Below are 18832 nucleotides of genomic sequence, written 5' to 3' on the forward strand. Positions count from 1 at the left end.
GACGGGAGAGACAGGCCGCAAATTCGTGTAAGCGGGAGGCATGACGTCATTCATTGCTCCCCGTCCGGGCATCCTGCCCGCCCAGTCCATCGAAGCCCTGATCGCCGGCGGCGCGATCGCCTCGGACACCCCCTTCGACCCCGACCAGGTGCAGCCGGCCAGCCTGGACCTGCGCCTGTCCTCCGTGGCCTGGCGTGTGCGCGCCTCCTTCCTGCCCGGTCGGCGCAACGTCGAGGACCGCATCGCCGACGTGGCCATGCACACCATCGATCTGTCCGCCGGCTATGTGCTGGAAAAGGGCTGCGTCTACATCGCCAAGCTGCAGGAACGACTGAGCCTGCCCAAGGGTCTGATCGCCCGCGCCAACCCCAAGAGTTCGACCGGCCGCGTCGATGTCTTCGTGCGCCTGCTGACCGACCGCGGCGGCAGCTTCGACGACGTGGACGAGGGCTATGAAGGGCCGCTGTATCTTGAGATCGCGCCCCAGACCTTCTCCATCCTGGTGCGCCCGGGCACCCGCCTGAACCAGTTGCGCCTGAAGGCGGGCGAACCGCCCAAGCTGGAGACCCGCTCAGTCGGCGTCGAGCTGTCGGGCGGCGAAAACGGCATCGTCGGCTTCCGGGGCCGCCGTCATGCCGGGGTGGTCGATCTGGACCACATCGACGGCCACGACCCGAAGGATTTCTGGGAGCCGCTCACCCTGCGTCGCGGCGAACTGCTGTTGGATCCGGGCGAGTTCTACATCCTGGCCTCGTCGGACGACGTCGAGATTCCGGTCGACCAGGCCGCCGAGATGACCCCTATCGATCCGTCGGTGGGCGAATTCCGCGTCCACTACGCCGGCTTCTTCGATCCGGGCTTCGGCACGGACGAGGCGCACGGCGCGGGCTCCAAGGGCGTGCTGGAGGTTCGCACCCACGACACCCCCTTCCTTCTGGAGCACGGCCAGATCGTCGCCCGGCTGGTCTACGAGCCCCTGACCGAACGCCCCTCGCGCCTCTACGGCGAGAGCGGCAGCCACTATCAGAGCCAGGGGCTGAAGCTGTCGAAACACTTCAGGCCTTGGGGCTGACCTAGGGCGAGGGGCGAGGGGGCGAGGTTACGCCGCCTTCTGCCTCGACCCTCGCCCCTCAGCCCTCGACCCTACGAGAGCTTGTCCGCCTTCCTCAGTCCCGGGAACATCGCCGCCCAGGCGCCCGTGGCGACCAGCGCGCCGACACCGCCGAAACAGGCCGCGCCGACCGCGCCGAGGATGCGGACCATGAGGCCGGAGTAGGCCTCGCCCAGTTCGTTCGACGCGCCGATGAACAGCATGGACACCGAGCTGACCCGGCCGCGCATGTGGTCGGGCGTGGCCAGCTGGATCAGGGTCTGGCGGATGTTGACGCTGATCATGTCCGCCCCGCCGCCGATGAAGAGGGCCAGGCCCGACAGCCAGACGATCTTCGACAGCCCGAAGGTCAGGGTGCACAGACCGAACACCGCCACCGCCGCGAACATCCAGCGGCCACCGTGCTTCACGATGGGATAGCGGCTCAGATAGATGGCCACGGCCATGGCCCCGACGCCGAACGAGGCGCGCAGCAGGCCGAAGCCTTCCGGCCCGACATGCAGGATGTCGCGCGCGAAGATCGGCGTCAGCAGGGCCACGCCCGCCAGCAGGACGACAACGAGATCCAGCGAGATGGCGCCCAGCACGATCTTGGTCTGCCAGACATAGGCCAGCCCTTCCTTCACCGATTCCAGAGGCGACAGCTTGCCCTCGACCGGCGCGGGCTTGCCGCCGGTCTTGATCAGGATGAAGGCGGCGACGGCCAGCAGGAACATGCCCAGCGACACCGCATAGGCCAGCGGCACATTGACCCCGACGATCACTCCGCCCAGCGCCGGGCCGGCGATGGCGCCGGTCTGGAAGGCGATGGACTGGGCCGCGATGGCGGGCGGCAAGGCCTTGCGCCCGACGACCATGGGCAGGAAGGCCTGGCTGGCCGGCGCCAGGAAGGCCCGCGCCGCGCCGAAGACCGCCGCGACGGCCAGCAGGCCCCACAGCGGCGGCGAGCCGTGAAGGGCCATGGCCAGGAAGGAGGCCGCGCAGGAAGCCTCGACCAGGATGGAGATCCAGACCGTCTTCTTGCGATCGCGCCGGTCCGCCATGGCCCCGGCGGGCAGGGTGAAGGCCAGCAGCGGCAGGAACTGGCACAGGCCGACGAGACCCAGATAGAGGCTGGCCTCGGCCACCGGATGGTCGCGCCGGGCGATCTCATAGACCTGCCACAGCAGGGCCGACGACTGGATCTGGATCGCCAGCACGGCGACAACGCGGCCGAACCACAGCAGGCGGAAGTCGCGGATGCCCCACGGACTGGCGGGCCCTTCAGGCGGCGGAGGCGGAGCCGGCGGCGTGGGTGAGCCGGCGTCGAGGCTTTCAACGGTCACGTGCGGCGATCAACTTTCGGATAGGGGGTTCCGTCGCGATGGAAATAGCCGGCCTGGTTGAAGACCATGTCGATGTCGGGATAGTCGCCGCAATCCCCGCCCGGCGTGCGGGTTCCCACTTCCAGCAGGACCGCCTCCTCGCCGGAGCGGTTCTCGATCTTGTGGCCGTTCGGGACGCCCGCCTTGAACCCTGCGCAGTCGCCGGGACGCAGGATCGTCTCGCCCTCGTCCTCGATCAGGACCACTTCGCCCGAGACGACCCAGACGAATTCGTCCTCGCCCTCATGCCAGTGTCGTTGGCTGGACCAGGCGCCGGCCGGAAGCCGCAACAGGTTGACGCCGAACTGGCTCAGGCCGACGGCGTCGCCCAGCTTCCAGCGGCGGCGCGGCTTGCAGGGTCCCGCGAATTCCTCGGGATAGCCGGTGCCGTGGCCGGTGGGCGCGTTGTCGATGTCGATCTTCGGCATGGGGAGAGCCTTCTCGCAATCGTCTGAACCCCGTAAAGCACAGGTCCATGAGCGCCGCATCACATCCCGTTATCGATCCTGTCGAACTGACCCGCGACCTGATCCGGATTCCGTCCGTCACCCCGGCCGATGAAGGGGCGATGGATGTGCTGGAGCGGGCCCTGACGGGGCTCGGCTTCACCTGCCGCCGGATGAAATTCGAGGACATTGAAAACCTCTACGCGCGCCGGGGCGCGGCCTCGCCCAACCTCTGTTTCGCGGGCCACACCGACGTGGTGCCGACCGGGGCGACCGAAGCCTGGACCTCGGGCCCGTTCGCGGCCGAGGTGAAGGACGGGGTGCTGTACGGCCGCGGCGCGGTGGACATGAAGGGCGGCATCGCCGCCTGGGTCGCGGCGGTGTCCAAGGTGCTGGCGGACGACGACGTGCCCGGCTCGCTCAGCTTCCTGATCACCGGCGACGAGGAAGGCCCCGCCCTGCACGGCACCAAGAAGGTGGTCGAGGCGCTGATGGCCGAGGGCGAGGTGATCGACGCCTGCGTGGTCGGCGAGCCGTCGTCGTCCCAGGCGCTGGGCGACATGATCAAGGTTGGGCGGCGCGGCTCGCTGAACACCTGGATCACGGTGCACGGCAAGCAGGGGCACGTGGCCTATCCCGAGCGGGCGGCCAATCCGGCCCCCGTGATGGCCAGGCTGCTGGCGCGGCTGGACGCCCACGTGCTGGACGAAGGCTACCCGGAGTTCCCGCCGTCGAACCTGGAGATCACCACCATCGACATCGGCAATCCGGCGACCAACATCATCCCGGCGGAGGCGAAGGCGCGGCTGAACATCCGCTTCAACCCGACCCACACCGGCGACGACCTGATCGCCTGGCTGAACGCGGCGGCGGGCGAGGCGCAGGCCGAGAGCGGGCTGCAGATCAGCCTGGAGCACCTGTGCTCGGGCAACGCCTTCCTGACCGAGCCCGGCCCGTTCGTGACGGCGGTGCAGGACGCGGTGGAGGCGGCCACGGGCCGCCGCCCGGTCGCCTCGACCACCGGCGGCACCTCGGACGCGCGCTTCATCCGCGCCATGTGCCCGGTGCTGGAGCTGGGCCTGGTCGGCCAGACCATGCACCAGATCGACGAGCGCGTGCCGACGGCGGAGCTGGAAGCCCTCGCCGTCGCTTATGAACGGGTGATCCTGACCTATTTCACGCGCGGCTGACGCGCGTCAGCGCGCCGCCACGACGATGATCTCCACCCGGTATTCCGGGGCGGCGAGCCGGGACTCGCCCGTGGCCCGGGCCGGCGGATTGGCGGGATCGATCCAATTGTCCCAGACGCTGTTCATCGCCTCGAAGTCGTTGATGTCGGCCAGCCAGATGGTCGCGGAGACGATCTTCGACTTGCTGCTGCCCGCCTCGGCCAGAAGGCTGTCGATCTCGGCCAGGGCGGTGCGGGTCTGGGCGACCACGTCCTCGCCGGGCTCGCCGACCTGACCGGCCAGCCAGATGGTGTCGCCGTGAATGACCGCCTGGCTCATGCGGTCGTCGGAATGCAGTCGCGTGATCATGGGTTCAGGGCCGTTCGAGGAACCGGAGGGCGCTCAGTACATGGGTTTTGACCCCCAGCGGCAACACCTTCTCGTTGACGTCGAAGCCGGGCGAATGGTTCGGAGCCGCCGTGGCCGGATCGACGCCATCGGGCGTGGCGCCCAGGTGGTAGAAGACGCCCGGCACCTCCTGCGACAGGTAGGAGAAGTCCTCGGCCACGGTCGTCGGCGGAGTGGCCGGGTTGACGTTCCCCTCCCCCGCCGCCTCGGTCAGGACCGGCGCCAGCCAGGCCGACAGCTCCTCATTGTTGAACACCAGGGCCGCGTTCTGGCGGACATTGAACTCGGCGGTCGCGCCGTAGTTTTCGGCGACGTTTCCGATCGCGGTGCGGGCGCGGCGGACAAGGTCGTCGCGCTGGGCGATGTCGAAGGTGCGCAGAGTGCCGGACAGCGTCGCGGTGTCCGGGATGATGTTGTAGCGCACGCCCGCGTCGAGGGTGGCGATTGTGAAGACCGTGGGCGTCGTGGTCGGGTCGATGGTGCGGGCGGTCAGGCTGTTGATTGTCTGGACGATGTCGGCGGAGGCCGCGATGACGTCGACGCCCTTCCACGGCCAGGCGCCGTGGGTCTGACGCCCGTGCAGGACGATGTCGACGCGGTCCGAGGCGGCCATGAAGCCGCGCGGGCGATAAAAGACCGTCCCCGCCCGGCCCGGCACCACGTGCAGGCCGAAGATGGCGTCGGGACGCGGATCGCGCAGGGCGCCGTCCTCGATCATCAGGGCGGCGCCGCCCTTGGGCTCTCCCGGAGGGGCGCCCTCTTCGGCGGGCTGGAAGATGAAGACGACAGTCCCGGCGATGTCGGCCTTCATGCCCGCCAGCACCTCGGCGGCGCCCATCAGCATGGCGATGTGGGCGTCGTGGCCGCAGGCGTGCGCCACCGGCACCGTATTGCCCATGTAGGTTCCGGTGGCGGTCGAGGCGAACGGCAGACCGGTCGCCTCCAGCACCGGCAGGGCGTCCATGTCAGCCCGCAAGGCCACGGTGCGGCCTGGCCGGCCGCCGCGCAGGACGCCGACCACGCCGGTGCGCCCGACGCCGGTCCGGACGTCCAGGCCCAGGGCGCGCAGATGCTCGGCGACTAGGGCCGCGGTGCGGGTCTCGGAGAAGCCCAACTCGGGATTGGCGTGCAGGTCGCGGCGCCAGGCGACGACCTTGGGCGTCTCGGCGGCGACGGCGGCCTCGACCCGGGCGAGCGGGACCTGGGCCATAGCGGCTCCGGCGGAGAGGGCCAGCGCCAGGGCCGAACCGAAGACAAGGCGGCGAATGGTCATGCAGGCGTCCCCCGGGAAATCCGAAGCCGCCACCGTCGCGGACGCGCCGCCCTTGTGCAAGCGTCAGGCGTTCGCCGCCTCCAGCGTGGTCTTCAGGACATCGGCGCCGCGGTCCATCATCTGCTCGACGACGGGGGCCGCCGCGTCGGGCAGGAGGTCGGCGACCCAGACGAAGCGGCAGCGCCCCTCGCCCTCGTCGAAGACCTCGTTGGTGGCGCTGTGGTGGCTCAGGGTCTCGGCGCGGACGCTGTAGGCGAAGCGGCGGCGGGTGTCGTCCAGGTCAACGATGACCTCACGCGCCGTCATGCCGTTGCCGAAGGTGACCAGGCGGGCGTCGCCGTCCAGCACCGTGTCGACCACGAAGCCGGGAACCAGCCGGGTATGGAGGGCGCCCACGTCGCGGATCGCGTCCCAGACCTGTTCGGCGGGCGCATGGACGATACGTTCGATGCGGATCGAGGCCATGGGCGTCTCCTGTCCTTGTCGCGCGATCCTGCGCCCCGGAAGGCGCAGGGTCTGGCGGGAAACGGACAAGGTCGACGGGCGGGTGACGGGGCCTGCCGCGCGGTCTAGGCTCCGGCGGTGAACCTTCGCTCCCCCGCCTTCGGAATCCTGTTCTCGGTCAGCCTGATCGCGGCGGCGGGCAATATGGCCCTGCAGTCGGTGCTGCCGAACATCGGCCGGGCGTTCGAATTGCGCGACACCCTGGTCTCGGCCGCCTTCGCCATTTCGGCCCTGATGTGGACCCTGGCCTCGCCCTACTGGGCCCGGCTGTCGGACACCCTGGGGCGCAAGAAGGTCATGATGATCGGCCTGTCGGGCTTCGTCCTGTCGATGACCGGCTTCGGCCTGGCGACCACTTCCGGCCTGAAGGGCTGGCTTGGGTTCGGCGTCGCCTTCGTGCTGATGGCCCTGGCCCGCACCATCTACGGCGTCTTCGGCTCCGCCGCCCCGATCGCGGCCCAGGCCTATGTCGCCGACCGGACCACCGCCGAACAGCGCACCCAGGCGATGTCGATGCTGGCCTCCGCCCAGGGACTGGGCACCGTGGTAGGCCCGACCCTGGCGCCGCTGTTCGTCCTGCCCCTGATCGGACTGGCGGGCCCGATGTACGCCTTCGCCGCCATGGGCGCGGTCGCGCTGGTGGTGGTCTGGCGCAGGCTGCCGAGCGGCGAGGTGGCGCGCATCCCCTCGCCCAGCGGCCGCCGCGACCAGACCGGCAAGGGCCTGTGGAAGGACCCGCGAGTCCGCGACTACCTGCTGTACGGCCTGCTGGTGACCGGGGCGCAGGCGGTGAACATCTCCGTGCTGGGCTTCCACATCATCGATGAGCTGGCCGCCACAGGCACGGCGGCGCATGACACCCACCCCTTCATCGCCCTGGCCATGTTCGCCGGCGCGGCCGCGACCCTGCTGGCGCAATGGGGTCTGATCCCTCTGCTGAAGCTGCAGCCGCGCGACCTGATGCGCTGGGGCGCCGGACTGGCGCTGGCGGGCAATGTGCTGAGCATCGCCTCGCCCGGCTACTATGGCGTGGTCATGGGCTACGCCGTGGTGTCGATGGGGGTCGGCTTCGCCCGGCCCGGCTTCACCGCCGGATCGTCCCTGTCGGTCGGCGCATCCGAACAGGGGACGGTGGCCGGGCTGATGATGTCGCTGGCGGGCCTCAGCTTCCTGGCGCCGCCGGTGATCGGGGTGGCCCTCTATGAGTTCGCCGAGCCCGCCCCCTTCATCGCCAACGCTCTGCTGCTGGCCGCCGCGACGGCGCTCTGTTTCATGAGCCCCCGCCTGCGCGCCGGCCCGGCGGACCTGCCTGACCGGGACGAGACGCCCTCGCCGGAAACCCCGCCCGCCTCGCAACCGGGGCCGGAAGGCAACCGCTGATCACCGGCGCCCTTTTCCCGTCCTGAAAGCCGTGCCAGACGGGGCGCATGGATATCGCCAAGATCGAAAAACGCATCGGCATTCGCGCCTCCACGGACAAGATCTGGGAGGTCGTCTCGAACCTGTCCGGCTGGGATCAGTGGAACCCGATCGAGACCGGGGTCGAGGGAACCATCGCCTTCGGCGGCGAGATCACCCTGAACGAAGCCATCGAGGGCCTGCCCGAGCGCCGGGTCGTCGGCCGCGTCGGCGAATGGCAGCCCTACGCCCAACTGGTCTGGATGGAGAACCGGGGCCTGTGGTTCCGGTCGATGCGCTATTTCGAGATCGAGGAGCTGGAGCCCGGCAGCTGCATCGCCGCCAACGGCTTCCTGTTCACGGGCCTGCGCGGCGAGCTGTTCTTCGACAAGCAGCGCAAGCACCTGCGCCATTCGGTCGACGCCGTGGCGGAAGCCTGGAAGACCGCGGCCGAGAGCTAGGCGTCAGCCGCCTCGCGGTTGGCCCTGGTCAACCGCCCTTGGCCCCCTCGCGGTTGACCCTGGTCAACCGCCCTTGGCCATCGTGTCCTGGATGCTGATGATCGCCGGCGTCAGGATGACGATGAACAGCACCGGCAGGAAGAACAGGATCATCGGCACGGTCAGCTTGGCCGGAAGGGCTGCGGCCTTCTTCTCGGCCGCCGACAGGCGCATCTCCCGGTTTTCCTTGGCCATGGTGCGCAGCGCCGCGCCCAGCGGCGTGCCGTAGGTCTCGGCCTGGGTCATGGCGGTGGCGACCGACTTCACGCCCGGATGGTTGGTCCGCTTGGCCAGGCCTTCGTAGGCCATGCGGCGGTCGGGCAGATAGCTGAGCTCGGCCGACAGCAGGGTCAGTTCCTCGGCCAGGTCGATGGACGAGCCGCCGATCTCCTGGCTGACCTTCTGGATCGCCGACTCGATCGACATGCCCGCCTCGACGCAGATCAGCAGCAGGTCCAGGGCGTCGGGGAAGGCCTGCATGATCGAGGTCTTCCGCTTGGAGATGCGGTTGGCCAGGAAGATGTTCGGCCCATAGAAGCCGACCACCGCGGAGACCATGCAGATGGTCACCCGCATCATCACCGGCAGGCCGAAATCGTTGAAGACGAACAGGTAGAAGACCGACACCGCCAGGAAGATGAACGGCATCGAGAAGCGGAAGAAGTAGAAGGTCGTCAGCGGCTTGGGCCCGCGATAGCCGGCCTGGGCCATCTTGTCGGCGACCTTGGGGTCCTCCAGCAGTTGGGTCAGGTTCAGCCGTTCGACGACGCGCTTCTTGAAGCCCTCATCGCTGTGACGCAGGCCGCCCGGGCCGGTGGCGATGGCCTGGCGCGAGCGGCGCTTCAGCTCCTCGCGGCGAACCGCGACGGCCTTCATGCGCGTGTCGAGCTTCGCTCCGCCGCCGAACGAGCTCACCAGGGTGACGATGGTGGCGAAGACCAGCACCCCAACCAGAATGCTGAGGATGTTGGCGGGTTCGGTGAAGAAGGGGATGAGGCCCGGCATGTCTGGTCCTCAGAACTTGAACGAGATCATCTTCTTCATCACGAAGATGCCGAAGCTCATCATGAGGACCGCCACCAGAAGCATGAACTGCCCTCTGGGGTCGGTGAAGAGTTTGGCCATGTAGGCCGGGGTGGTCAGGCTGACGAGCACCATCACCGCCGGCGGCAGCGAGCCGATGATGCCCGCCGAGGCGGTAGCCTCCGACGACAGCGCCTTGATCTTCTCGCCCATCATCTTGCGCGCCCGGAGCACGGTCGTCAGGTTCGACAGGGCCTCGGCCAGGTTGCCGCCCGTCTTCTGCTGGATGGCGATGACGATGGCGAAGAATTTCAGCTCCGGCGTCGGCATCCGCTCGTACATCTTGTCCAGCGCCTGGGGCAGGGTCAGGCCGACGCCCATGCCCTCGACCAGCTTCTGGAACTCCGGTCCCAGCGGCGCGGGACTCTCGCGGGCGATGATCTTGAAGCAGTCGTGCACCGGCAGGCCCGACTTGATGCCGCGCACGATGACATCGACGGCGTCGGCGAAATGGCTGGAGAATTTCTTCATGCGCCGCTTGCCCAGGAAGCCGACCACCCAGCGCGGCAGGCCCAGGCCGATGACGACGGCGGCGCCCAGGCAGATCAGCAGGTTCAGGCCGAACAGCAGCGGCAGCAGGAAGGCGAACACGCCCAGCACCGCGCTGGTGATCCAGAAGGTCCGCACCGAGGTCGACAGGCCCGCCTGCTTCAGCTTGGCGGCCAGACTGACCCGCGCCTTGCGTTCGGCCCGCTCAGACTCCTGAAGCTGCTGCAGGATCTGCTTGCGGCGGGCTTCCGGCGTGTTGGCGGCGGCCTTCTTGGCGGCGCTGACGCTTTGTTTCGGAGCCCCGAAGTTCTGGGCGCGCTTGACCGCGGCGTCGCTGGAATCGCCGCCGCCGACGAAGGCCCAGCCCAGTCCGCCGATGGTGATGAAGGCCAGAACGGCGGCGAGGATCGGAAGCATCAGCCTATTCCGCCGCGTCGAGGGCTTCGGCCAGCTCGCGCTCCAGGCCGTAGTAGCGGGCGCGGTCCCAGAAACGAGGCCGGGCGATGCCGGTCGAGCGGTGACGGCCGACGATCTTGCCGTTCTCGTCCTCGCCGGTGATTTCGTAGACGAACAGGTCCTGGGTCACGATCACATCGCCTTCCAAGCCGACGACCTCGGTGATGTGGGTGATGCGGCGCGAACCGTCGCGCAGGCGCGCCGCCTGGACAATCACGTCGACCGAGCCGACGATCATCTCGCGGATGGTCTTGGACGGCAGGCCATAGCCGCCCATGGTGATCATCGATTCCATACGGCTGATGGCTTCACGCGGGCTGTTGGCGTGCAGGGTGCCCATCGAGCCGTCGTGGCCCGTATTCATCGCCTGCAGCAGGTCGAAGGCTTCCGGGCCGCGCACCTCGCCGACGATGATCCGCTCGGGACGCATCCGCAGGCAGTTCTTCACCAGATCCCGCATGGTGATCATGCCCTGCCCCTCGAGGTTGGGCGGGCGGGTTTCCAGGCGCACCACGTGCGGCTGCTGCAGCTGCAGCTCGGCCGCGTCCTCGCAGGTGATGACGCGCTCGGTCGGGTCGATGAAGGCCGTCAGGGTGTTCAGCAGGGTGGTCTTGCCGGAACCCGTACCGCCCGAGATGACCAGGTTGCATCGCGAGGCGCCGATGACCCCGAGAACGCGCGCGCCCTCGGGGCTGATGGAGGCGAACTCCACCAGGTTCTTCATCGTCAGCTTGTCTTTCTTGAACTTCCGGATCGTCAGCGTCGGGCCATCGATGGCCAGCGGCGGGGCGATGACGTTGACGCGCGAGCCGTCCGGCAGGCGGGCGTCGCAGATCGGGGAGCTTTCGTCGACCCGGCGGCCGACCTGCGACACGATCCGCTGGCAGATGTTCATCAGCTGGGCGTTGTCGCGGAAGCGCACGTTGGTCAGCTGGACCTTGCCGCTGACCTCGATGAACACCCGGCCGGCGCCGTTGACCATAATATCGGCGATGTCGTCGCGGGCCAGCAGCGGCTCAAGCGGGCCGTATCCGAGGACGTCGTTGACGATGTCCTGGACCAGGTGCTCCTGCTCGGCCACCGACATGGAGACGTTCTTGATCGCCACCAGTTCGGCGACGATGTCGCGGATTTCCTCGGCGGCGGCCTTGGGATCAAGCTGGGCCAGCTGGGCCAGGTCGATCGTGTTCATCAGCGCGTTGAAGATCGTCGTCTTCGTGGCGTGATAATAGTCCGACTGCTCGCGGACGATCTCGGCGACCTGCTGGGCCTTCTTCAGCTGTTCGAAGCCGGGCGTGGCCTTGGGGCCGGGCCCTGCCGCCTTGGGCGCGGGCGCCGCGGGTTTGGGCCGCGAGGCCAGGGCGTCGAGGCGGTCGGCGGCTTCCGACGGAGGCCGGACCGCGGGCGCCGGACGCGGCGCCTCCATGACATCCACGCCGGCGTCCGGGCCGCCGAAGGCGAAGGCCTGGGTCTGGACGCCCTGCTGGGGTTGGAAACCGGGTTCGGGCGAGGCTTGCACAGGCGCGGGCTGCACCGCGGCGGCCGGACGCATCGCCGCCGGGGCGGGCGTTCCGGGCTGACCTGTACGCTTGCCGAACACGCTCTAGGACTTCTTCTTGAACAGGCCGGAGAACATCGACTTGCCGCCCGCGCCCTTGGCCGCCTTGGGGCCGGTCAGCAGCGGGATTTCCCGGCGCGACACGATCTGGGCCAGGGTCTGGAAGGCCTCGGCGGCCTTGGACTTGGCCCCGGCGTCGAGGATCATCTGGCCGTTGTTGGCCGCCGCGCCGAAGGTCTTGGCGTCGAAGGGAATGATCAGGCTGGGGTGGATGCCCAGGGCGTTGCCGAATTCCTTGGCCGGAATCTCGGGACGGCCCGGAACGCCGACCTGGTTGAGGACCAGACGCGGCGGGGCGTCGTTGGGACGGCCCTGCTTGATCAGGTCGATCATGTTCTTGGCGTTGCGCAGCGAGGCCAGGTCCGGCGTCGCCACGACCACCACCTCATCGGCGCTGATCAGGGTGCGGCGCATCCACGACGACCAGACGTGCGGCAGGTCCAGCACCACGAAGGGCGCGGTCGAACGGATCTGGGTGGTGACCTCCTCGAAGGCGTCCGGGCTGATGTCCCAGTCGGCGTCGAGGGTGGCGGGCGCTGCGAACAGGCTCAGCTTGTCGGTGCAGCGGACCATCATCCGGTCCAGCAGGACGGGGTCCAGCCGGTCGGGTTGGGTCAGGGCGTCGGCGACGCCGTTCAGCGGGTCCTGGTTGAAGTCCAGGCCGGCGGTGCCGAAGGGCAGGTCGTAATCAACGATGACCGTATTGGCGCCGATCCGCTCGGACATGGCGTAGGCGGTGTTGTGGGCCACCGAGCTGGAGCCCGCTCCGCCGCGCGCGCCGACGAAGGCGATCGAACGGCCGACGAAGGGCTGGGCCGGATCGGCGAACAGACCGCCGATAGCCGCGATCAGCTGTAGCGGTTGCAGCGGGGCGACCAGATACTCGCTGACACCACGGCGCATCAGCTCGCGGAACAGCAGGATGTCGTTGGTGGCGCCGACGACGATGACCTTGGTGCCGGCGTCGCAGACCTCGGCCAGCTGGTCGACTTCCCACAGCAGGGTCTGCGGGTCCTTCAGGCACTCGACCACGATCAGCGGCGGGGTCGGCTCATGCTGATAGGCCTCGACGGCGGCGGCGACGCCTCCAACCCGGATCTGGGTCGTGGCGCGCGACAGGCGGCGGTCCTGGCCGGCGCGTTCGGCGGCGGCCAGGGTGTCCTGCCGCTCGGCGAAGACGTGGATGGCGATGCGCGGGACCGAAACCTCGGCGGTGTGGCCGGCGCTGACCGGAGGCGAGAAGGCGGCCTGGGCCCCGGCGACCAGTTCGCCGACGGGGTTGAAGTCGCCGCCGGGCAGGACCGGTTCCGGCAGGGGCGGACGCGGCGCCTGGGGCTGGGGCGACTGGACGGCTGGCGGCGTGAACTGCAGCGGCGGGCGGCGCCCGGCCTCATCGTCCATGATCATCGGCTCGGCGGGGAAGGCGCCGGCTTCCGGCTCGACCGCCGGCGCACCCGAAGCCCCCTGGGCGACGTAGCCCATGTCGAGGTCGAACTCGTCGTCCTCGAAGTCGTTAAAAGCGTTGGGGGCGAAGGCGTTGCTCATTGGGGTTTATTCCACGGCCTGGGCGATCGCGCCCTCGACCAGGGTTTCCTGCGGCGCCGAAGCCATTTCGCCCTTGCGGTACTTGTCGAACACGATGGCGGCGCGGCCCGGATCGGTCGGGGTCATGGCGCGGGCGCCCAGGATGTCGCGCGGATCGGCGATCTGGGCGGCGATGTTGGCGTTGATGGCGCAGCCCAGCCCGATCGACGACGCGTTCGAGAAGCGGCCGCCCATGTTGCGCGGCTCGGCGGCGCAATTCGGGATCACCGCACGAACGGTCTCGAAACCGGCCAGAACGGGCGCCCGGGGATCCGGCGCGTCGTAGCCGAGAACCTCGATGTTCTGGCCCGGGACACCCGCGGCCTCGAGGGCCGAGCGGACAGCCCAGGTCTGGCGCGACGCGACGGGGTCGTCGCCGGACGGAGCCTGCACCCGCACGCGGCCCATGCCGGTCGCGGCGTAGCGGGCCGCCAGGTCGTTCAGGGCGCCCATCTGGGTCGGCGACAGGCCCTCCTCGTGCACCGCCAGGGCGATGCGGTCGAGGCCGGGCTCGACGCGCAGCGAATAGCGCGACAGCGGATTCATCGGCGTCGTATCGACGCCGCCGGTCGAGGCGCAGCCGGCCAGCAGGGCGGCGGCCGACAGGGACAGGAACAGGGAGCGCATCACGGAGACCCTCATTCGATCACATAGCCGACCGGGCCGGACCAGCCGGCTCCGGCGGCGACCACGGCCCCGCCACGGGGCGCATAGTGCTGGTCCAACTGGCCGAACAGCAGGGTCTGGGCGTCGTTGGCGACCTGAAGGCCGTCAGCGGGCGTCTGCATGGTCCCGGCGCCGGTCGGCGAGACGATGTAGGCCTCGATGATGATGACCAGCTCGGTCTCGCCGGAGATGTAGTCGCGCGACCGGAACAGGGCGCCCAGCACCGGCAGATCGCCGAGCGCCGGCAGGGAGTCGATGTTCTGGCGGGTGTCCTCGCGCAGCAGGCCGGCGATCATCAGAGACCCGCCCGAGGGCAGTTCGACCGTGTTCGACGCCCGGCGCACGTTCAGGCCCGGAATGACCAGGGTGCGATCCGCACCGGCCCCCAGGGTGAAGGCGCCGACCTGGGTCAGTTCGGAGACTTCGGTCGACAGCTGAAGCGAGATGCGGCCCGCCGACAGGACGATGGGGCGCACGGCCAGACGCACGCCGTACGGCTTGAACTGGACGGTGATCTTGGTCGAGCTCTCGGTGGTTTCCTGGCCCACCGGGACCGGGAATTCACCACCGGCCAGGAATTCGGCGGCCTCGCCGTTGGCGGTGGTGATGTTCGGCTCGGCCAGGATGCGCACCAGGCCGGCGCGTTCGAAGGCGCGCAGGGCGGTGTTCACGCTGGAGCCGTCGCCGGCGCCGTCCTGGTAGCGGATGATGCCGCCGCCCAGCTGGTTGCCGTTGACCGCGAAGGTCGCGCCCTGGGTCAGCGACAGACCGTTGCCGACACTGGCCAGAACGGCCGTCGCGTCAAAGCCCAGCTGCTTGATGGCGGTGCGCTGGACCTCGACGATCCGGGCACGGACCATCACCTGGTCGGAACCGGCGATGGTCATCATGTTGATGACCTTCTCGGGCGCGGACACGAAGGCGCGGGCCACCTGGCTGGCGCGGTCCGCCTCGCCGGGGCTGTAGACGGTGCCGGTCAGAATGACGCTGTCGTTGACCGCCTCGGCGTGGACGTTGGCGTTCGGCATGACCCGGTTCAGCGTGTCCTGAAGGGCCGAGGTCCCCGCATCGACGCGAACGCGCAGCGACAGGATGGTGCGGCCGGCGCTGTCCAGCACCACCGCGTCGGTCTCGCCCGGCTGCAGGCCGATGATGGTGATGCGGCGCGGCGAGTGCAGCATGGCCTCGGCAACCAGGGGGTTGGGCACGATCACGTCGCGGGCGTCGGCAGGCAAGTCGACCGCCATGGACGACCCGCGCGGCAGGCTGATCAGCTGCGACTGCGACCCCATGGCGACGGCGGCCCGGCTCTGGGCCCAGGCCGACGGGGTCGGCGCGGTGGCGACGACCGTGAGACCCGCGAGGGCGATGGCGGCAAGATGCTTCATCGGGCGTTTCATTGGACCACCACAACTTCAGGAGCGCCGCCGCGGTAGACGCGCACCGCGGCGGACTGCCGGGCCGGAGCGGCGACGCGGCCGGACGGGCCGGCGGTGTCGGCATAGGAGCGCAGGACCAGGCTCAGCTCGCCTTCCGACTTGGCCAGGGCCAGGGCCTCGGCGTCGCGGGGGCCGACCTCGAGCGTCGCGGTGGCGCCGATCACGGCCTGTTCGTCATCCCCGGCGCGGGTCGACTGGTCGATGGCCAGGACCTTGATGTTCTGCATCACGGTGGCCGAAGTGAATTTCGCGCGGTCGCCCTCGGCCGCGCCGGCGTTCGCCAGATTGGTCTCGCGGGTGAGGACCACGTCGACGCGGTCGCCCGGAAGGATGAAGCCGCCGGCGGCGGTCTCTACCGTCACCCGGATGGCCATGGCGCGCATGCCGGGCTCCAGATAGGCGGCCATGTAGCCGCTGTCGCCCGCACGGACGATCTTGCGCATGACGATGGGCTCGCCCGCCAGAATGGGTTCGCGAACGACAGAGCCGATGTAGTCGGCCTTGGCGCCGCCGGTGGCCAGGTTGGTCGCGGCGCGGGTCACCGAGGCGACCGCGCCCGCGGGCTTATCGTCCTCGGCCGGCTGGGCCGGGGCGGCCGTGGCGGCCGCGGGGATCGGCACCGTGCCGTCGGTGATGAAGACCGGATTGACCTCGTCGACCGGCCAGTCCTTCCATTCCATGTCGCCCTCGGCCAGGCGCTGGCCGGGCTGGAGGTCCTTGGCGGCGACCAGTACCTTGGCCATCGGCCGGGACTCGACGGGCGCGGCGGTGGCGACGGCGGCAGGCTGCCCCGAGGGCGAGCCCATGGCGCGAACCACCAGCGCCAGGCCGATGGCGGCCACGGCGGCGATGCAGATCACGATGATACGGGCAGGCTTCATCGACGGTCTCCGGCGGGCCTTCCCGGACGCGTGAATCGGTCCTTCGGCCCCCTACCGTTAACGACCATGCCGGGTGCGGGTTAACGCGGACCTAAGTCGCCCCCAGGCCGGCTTAACCCGCGCTGAAAAGCGCCATCAGGGTCGAGGCCGGATAGGCGAGAAGGGCTCCCGCGGCGATGGCGACGCCATACGGAATGTCGCCCTTGGGCTCCATCAGGCTGACAACCCAGCCGGGTGCGCCGGCCAGATAGGGGCGCGAGTGGAAGCGGGCGAACAGCAGGGCCAGGCAGAACAGACCGCCCATCACCCCGGTCCACAGCAGGAACATGCCCGATCCCTCCAGACCCAGCCACAGGCAGGCCGCGGCCATCAGTTTGGCGTCCCCGCCGCCGATCCAGCGCAGGGCGAACATGCCGGCGCCGACCAGCAGGGCGGCCAAAGCCACGCCGATGTGGATCGCCAGGGTTGTCAGCGGCAGGCCGACGGCCAGGGCCGCCGGAAAGAAGAAGACGATCAGCAGCAGCGAGATCCAATTCGGGATCCGCATGGTGGTCAGGTCCTTCAGACCCGCCACGATGACGAGCGCGGGCATGACGCTGAGAAGGATCAGGGAGACGATATCCATGTCCCGTCTTGTGCCACCGACGCGGTTAAGACCGCGTTTCCCAAACGAAAGGGCCGGAGCGTTCCCGCTCCGGCCCCCCGTCTTGCAGTCCCGAAGCGCGGGTTAGGCGCCGGCGGTGCCGCCCATGCCGGTCACGACGTCGTTGAACTTGGTCTTGATGGTCGTGCCCAGGGCGGTCACGGCCGAAATGATCACAACAGCGATGAGGGCGGCGATCAGGCCGTACTCGATCGCGGTAGCGCCCGACTCGTCGGACATGAACTTCGAAACGAACTTGGTCATCGGATTTTCCCTTTTCCCGCTTGGGATCGACTGTTGAGGCAGTCGGGGAAAGCCGGTCGCCCGCCTTGCCCCCTGAACGAGGGAAAGACTGTACGGCTCAGGTTAAGCTTGAGCATACAAAAGTGTTTACTGTGTCGTTTACCGTACACAGCAATCAGCGGACCTTTGAACAAGCAAAAGGGCCGGGGCGTTTCCACCCCGGCCCCTCGCCGGTTTCAAGACGTTGCGTCGGGCCTTAGGCGCCGGCGGTTCCGCCCATGCCGGTCACGACCGAGTTGAACTTGGTCTTAATGGTCGTGCCCAGGGCGGTCACGGCCGAGATGATCACGACGGCGATCAGGGCGGCGATCAGGCCGTACTCGATGGCGGTGGCGCCCGACTCGTCGGACATGAATTTCGAAACGAACTTGGTCATCGGATTTCCCTTCCCCTGCGGGGTCGACTGGTTGCAGCCGGGGAAGCCGGTTTCCCGTCCGCCCCCTTGTACTGAGAATATGATGTACGAACCGCATTAAGCCTGCGCGTACGAACATGTTTACTGACGCGTTTACCTGAATGAGCGGCCCGAAGCCTTTGCGACAGCAGAAGGGCCGGGGCGTTTCCGCCCCGGCCCTTCGCCGGTTTCAAGACGTTGCGTCGGGCCTTAGGCGCCGGCGGTTCCGCCCATGCCGGTCACGACGGCGTTGAACTTGGTCTTGATGGTCGTGCCCAGGGCGGTCACGGCCGAAATGATCACGACGGCGATCAGGGCGGCGATCAGGCCATACTCGATGGCGGTGGCGCCCGACTCGTCGGACATGAACTTCGAAACGAACTTGGTCATGGCTTGGATCCTTTTGGATAGAGGTGTTGCGAGCTAACTGACGAGGGGGGAGCCGGCAGCCCGCTTGACCCCCAAAACGCAGGATGGTTATCGCCCATATCGGTTAAGGCCCGGTCTTCGCTCTTGGTTACTGTCGGATTTACTCTAAAAAACTCCGACGACGTTTGCTGAAGATGGACGGGGCGGGCGTTTCAGCGCCTCTCCGGGCGTCATTTCAGACTTTCTTGAGGATTGCCGACGCACTGTCCGGCTCACGCTCACGCGCGCGCCCGTTCATTGGAAGACGTCGCCATGATCCACCCGATCCGCCTCGCCGCTGTCGTCGCCGCCGCCGCCGTCCTGGCCGCGCCGGCGATCGTCGCGGCCCAGTCCGCCAGCCTGAATGTCGAGATCGATCAGGCGCGGCGGGTGCAACTGCGCGGCGCGGCCGGCTCGGTCATCGTCGGCAACCCCCAGATCGCCGACGTGACCGTGGTCGATTCCAACACCCTCTATATTACGGGCAAGGGATACGGCGTGACCGAGGTCATCGCCGTCGATCCGATCGGCCGCACCGTCTTCCAGAGCCAGGTGGTCGTCACCTCGGGCGACGGCGGCGGCCGGGTGCGCGTGTGGCGCGGCGGTCAGGCCACGGAAATGGCCTGCGCCAGTTCGTGCTCGCCCTCGGTGCGCGGGACCTCGGGTTCCACCGCCGAAGCTCCGACGCCTTAAGG

The 18832-nt window shown here is 68.7% G+C and carries 21 protein-coding genes; 5 read left to right on the forward strand and 16 right to left on the reverse strand.

Annotated elements, in window-relative coordinates:
• Positions 1 to 40: 40 nt before the first annotated feature.
• Entirely contained in the window at positions 41 to 1072 is a 1032-nt protein-coding gene (locus AC07NB_RS15955) for a 2'-deoxycytidine 5'-triphosphate deaminase (protein WP_494572204.1), read from the forward strand.
• A 71-nt stretch (positions 1073 to 1143) separates the two neighbouring features.
• On the opposite strand, the gene AC07NB_RS15960 is transcribed toward AC07NB_RS15955, so the two are convergent.
• Positions 1144 to 2436 (reverse strand): MFS transporter, encoded by a 1293-nt coding sequence (locus AC07NB_RS15960; RefSeq protein ID WP_492311716.1) that lies wholly within the window; start codon positions 2434 to 2436, stop codon positions 1144 to 1146.
• Positions 2433 to 2903 carry a cupin domain-containing protein gene (locus AC07NB_RS15965; protein WP_494572205.1) on the reverse strand — a complete coding sequence of 157 codons (471 nt, stop codon included), beginning with the start codon at positions 2901 to 2903 and terminating at the stop codon, positions 2433 to 2435. Before AC07NB_RS15965 ends, AC07NB_RS15960 begins: the two co-directional genes overlap by 4 nt.
• A gap of 47 nt (positions 2904 to 2950) precedes the next feature.
• On the opposite strand from AC07NB_RS15965, the gene dapE reads away from it, so the two are divergent.
• Positions 2951 to 4111 (forward strand): succinyl-diaminopimelate desuccinylase, encoded by a 1161-nt coding sequence (gene dapE / locus AC07NB_RS15970; RefSeq protein ID WP_494572206.1) that lies wholly within the window; start codon positions 2951 to 2953, stop codon positions 4109 to 4111.
• Between the two features lie 6 nt (positions 4112 to 4117).
• Here the strand turns inward: dapE and AC07NB_RS15975 are convergent, their stop codons facing one another.
• The 3 genes from AC07NB_RS15975 to AC07NB_RS15985 all read right to left on the reverse strand — a co-directional run bounded on the left by AC07NB_RS15975 (position 4118) and on the right by AC07NB_RS15985 (position 6236).
• Positions 4118 to 4459 carry a RidA family protein gene (locus AC07NB_RS15975; RefSeq protein ID WP_291838856.1) on the reverse strand — a complete coding sequence of 114 codons (342 nt, stop codon included), beginning with the start codon at positions 4457 to 4459 and terminating at the stop codon, positions 4118 to 4120.
• A gap of 4 nt (positions 4460 to 4463) precedes the next feature.
• Positions 4464 to 5771: an amidohydrolase gene (locus AC07NB_RS15980; protein ID WP_494572207.1), complete on the reverse strand. Its 1308-nt coding sequence runs from the start codon at positions 5769 to 5771 to the stop codon at positions 4464 to 4466.
• Positions 5772 to 5834: 63 nt separating this feature from the next.
• On the reverse strand, positions 5835 to 6236 hold the full coding sequence (locus tag AC07NB_RS15985) for an SRPBCC family protein (protein ID WP_494572208.1): 402 nt from the start codon (positions 6234 to 6236) through the stop codon (positions 5835 to 5837).
• A gap of 117 nt (positions 6237 to 6353) precedes the next feature.
• Between AC07NB_RS15985 and AC07NB_RS15990 the strand changes: the two genes are divergently transcribed.
• Together AC07NB_RS15990 and AC07NB_RS15995 are read left to right on the forward strand one after the other, a co-directional pair.
• On the forward strand, positions 6354 to 7655 hold the full coding sequence (locus tag AC07NB_RS15990) for an MFS transporter (protein WP_291838865.1): 1302 nt from the start codon (positions 6354 to 6356) through the stop codon (positions 7653 to 7655).
• Between the two features lie 47 nt (positions 7656 to 7702).
• Positions 7703 to 8134 carry an SRPBCC domain-containing protein gene (locus AC07NB_RS15995; RefSeq protein ID WP_494572209.1) on the forward strand — a complete coding sequence of 144 codons (432 nt, stop codon included), beginning with the start codon at positions 7703 to 7705 and terminating at the stop codon, positions 8132 to 8134.
• 63 nt (positions 8135 to 8197) lie between these two features.
• On the opposite strand, the gene AC07NB_RS16000 is transcribed toward AC07NB_RS15995, so the two are convergent.
• From AC07NB_RS16000 to AC07NB_RS16050, 11 genes are all read right to left on the reverse strand, one after another.
• Positions 8198 to 9178 (reverse strand): type II secretion system F family protein, encoded by a 981-nt coding sequence (locus tag AC07NB_RS16000; protein ID WP_291838871.1) that lies wholly within the window; start codon positions 9176 to 9178, stop codon positions 8198 to 8200.
• 9 nt (positions 9179 to 9187) lie between these two features.
• Complete coding sequence (locus AC07NB_RS16005; protein ID WP_492311722.1) at positions 9188 to 10162, reverse strand: type II secretion system F family protein; 975 nt, start codon at positions 10160 to 10162, stop codon at positions 9188 to 9190.
• A gap of 4 nt (positions 10163 to 10166) precedes the next feature.
• Entirely contained in the window at positions 10167 to 11627 is a 1461-nt protein-coding gene (locus AC07NB_RS16010; RefSeq protein ID WP_492312704.1) for a TadA family conjugal transfer-associated ATPase, read from the reverse strand.
• A gap of 177 nt (positions 11628 to 11804) precedes the next feature.
• Positions 11805 to 13364 (reverse strand): CpaE/TadZ family protein, encoded by a 1560-nt coding sequence (locus AC07NB_RS16015; protein ID WP_494572210.1) that lies wholly within the window; start codon positions 13362 to 13364, stop codon positions 11805 to 11807.
• Positions 13365 to 13370: 6 nt separating this feature from the next.
• Positions 13371 to 14030: a CpaD family pilus assembly protein gene (locus AC07NB_RS16020; protein WP_494572230.1), complete on the reverse strand. Its 660-nt coding sequence runs from the start codon at positions 14028 to 14030 to the stop codon at positions 13371 to 13373.
• Between the two features lie 11 nt (positions 14031 to 14041).
• Positions 14042 to 15457 (reverse strand): type II and III secretion system protein family protein, encoded by a 1416-nt coding sequence (locus AC07NB_RS16025; RefSeq protein WP_492311723.1) that lies wholly within the window; start codon positions 15455 to 15457, stop codon positions 14042 to 14044.
• Between the two features lie 8 nt (positions 15458 to 15465).
• Positions 15466 to 16389 carry a Flp pilus assembly protein CpaB gene (gene cpaB, locus AC07NB_RS16030; protein ID WP_492311724.1) on the reverse strand — a complete coding sequence of 308 codons (924 nt, stop codon included), beginning with the start codon at positions 16387 to 16389 and terminating at the stop codon, positions 15466 to 15468.
• 112 nt (positions 16390 to 16501) lie between these two features.
• A complete protein-coding gene (locus AC07NB_RS16035; RefSeq protein WP_494572211.1) occupies positions 16502 to 17014 on the reverse strand; it encodes an A24 family peptidase in 513 nt (170 codons plus the stop codon).
• Positions 17015 to 17116: 102 nt separating this feature from the next.
• Positions 17117 to 17296, reverse strand: a complete 180-nt coding sequence (locus AC07NB_RS16040; protein ID WP_291833203.1) for a Flp family type IVb pilin — start codon at positions 17294 to 17296, stop codon at positions 17117 to 17119.
• A 235-nt stretch (positions 17297 to 17531) separates the two neighbouring features.
• On the reverse strand, positions 17532 to 17711 hold the full coding sequence (locus AC07NB_RS16045; RefSeq protein WP_291833198.1) for a Flp family type IVb pilin: 180 nt from the start codon (positions 17709 to 17711) through the stop codon (positions 17532 to 17534).
• A gap of 228 nt (positions 17712 to 17939) precedes the next feature.
• On the reverse strand, positions 17940 to 18119 hold the full coding sequence (locus AC07NB_RS16050) for a Flp family type IVb pilin (RefSeq protein WP_291833195.1): 180 nt from the start codon (positions 18117 to 18119) through the stop codon (positions 17940 to 17942).
• 291 nt (positions 18120 to 18410) lie between these two features.
• Here AC07NB_RS16050 and AC07NB_RS16055 point away from each other — a divergent pair, with 291 nt between their 5' ends.
• Complete coding sequence (locus tag AC07NB_RS16055; protein ID WP_291833192.1) at positions 18411 to 18830, forward strand: pilus assembly protein N-terminal domain-containing protein; 420 nt, start codon at positions 18411 to 18413, stop codon at positions 18828 to 18830.
• The last annotated feature ends 2 nt before the right edge of the window (positions 18831 to 18832 follow it).

This window comes from Brevundimonas sp. GW821-FHT09G01, assembly GCF_059416065.1.

What these genes read in the sequence shown, in the direction of transcription:
- AC07NB_RS15955 (WP_494572204.1), top strand. Translation starts at nt 41, where the DNA reads ATGACGTCATTCATTGCTCCCCGTCCGGGCATCCTGCCCGCCCAGTCC.
- AC07NB_RS15965 (WP_494572205.1), bottom strand. Translation starts at nt 2,903, where the DNA reads ATGCCGAAGATCGACATCGACAACGCGCCCACCGGCCACGGCACCGGC.
- dapE (WP_494572206.1), top strand. Translation starts at nt 2,951, where the DNA reads ATGAGCGCCGCATCACATCCCGTTATCGATCCTGTCGAACTGACCCGC.
- AC07NB_RS15975 (WP_291838856.1), bottom strand. Translation starts at nt 4,459, where the DNA reads ATGATCACGCGACTGCATTCCGACGACCGCATGAGCCAGGCGGTCATT.
- AC07NB_RS15980 (WP_494572207.1), bottom strand. Translation starts at nt 5,771, where the DNA reads ATGACCATTCGCCGCCTTGTCTTCGGTTCGGCCCTGGCGCTGGCCCTC.
- AC07NB_RS15985 (WP_494572208.1), bottom strand. Translation starts at nt 6,236, where the DNA reads ATGGCCTCGATCCGCATCGAACGTATCGTCCATGCGCCCGCCGAACAG.
- AC07NB_RS15995 (WP_494572209.1), top strand. Translation starts at nt 7,703, where the DNA reads ATGGATATCGCCAAGATCGAAAAACGCATCGGCATTCGCGCCTCCACG.
- AC07NB_RS16000 (WP_291838871.1), bottom strand. Translation starts at nt 9,178, where the DNA reads ATGCCGGGCCTCATCCCCTTCTTCACCGAACCCGCCAACATCCTCAGC.
- AC07NB_RS16005 (WP_492311722.1), bottom strand. Translation starts at nt 10,162, where the DNA reads ATGCTTCCGATCCTCGCCGCCGTTCTGGCCTTCATCACCATCGGCGGA.
- AC07NB_RS16010 (WP_492312704.1), bottom strand. Translation starts at nt 11,627, where the DNA reads ATGGAGGCGCCGCGTCCGGCGCCCGCGGTCCGGCCTCCGTCGGAAGCC.
- AC07NB_RS16015 (WP_494572210.1), bottom strand. Translation starts at nt 13,364, where the DNA reads ATGAGCAACGCCTTCGCCCCCAACGCTTTTAACGACTTCGAGGACGAC.
- AC07NB_RS16020 (WP_494572230.1), bottom strand. Translation starts at nt 14,030, where the DNA reads ATGCGCTCCCTGTTCCTGTCCCTGTCGGCCGCCGCCCTGCTGGCCGGC.
- AC07NB_RS16025 (WP_492311723.1), bottom strand. Translation starts at nt 15,457, where the DNA reads ATGAAGCATCTTGCCGCCATCGCCCTCGCGGGTCTCACGGTCGTCGCC.
- cpaB (WP_492311724.1), bottom strand. Translation starts at nt 16,389, where the DNA reads ATGAAGCCTGCCCGTATCATCGTGATCTGCATCGCCGCCGTGGCCGCC.
- AC07NB_RS16035 (WP_494572211.1), bottom strand. Translation starts at nt 17,014, where the DNA reads ATGGATATCGTCTCCCTGATCCTTCTCAGCGTCATGCCCGCGCTCGTC.
- AC07NB_RS16040 (WP_291833203.1), bottom strand. Translation starts at nt 17,296, where the DNA reads ATGACCAAGTTCGTTTCGAAGTTCATGTCCGACGAGTCGGGCGCTACC.
- AC07NB_RS16045 (WP_291833198.1), bottom strand. Translation starts at nt 17,711, where the DNA reads ATGACCAAGTTCGTTTCGAAATTCATGTCCGACGAGTCGGGCGCCACC.
- AC07NB_RS16050 (WP_291833195.1), bottom strand. Translation starts at nt 18,119, where the DNA reads ATGACCAAGTTCGTTTCGAAGTTCATGTCCGACGAGTCGGGCGCCACC.
- AC07NB_RS16055 (WP_291833192.1), top strand. Translation starts at nt 18,411, where the DNA reads ATGATCCACCCGATCCGCCTCGCCGCTGTCGTCGCCGCCGCCGCCGTC.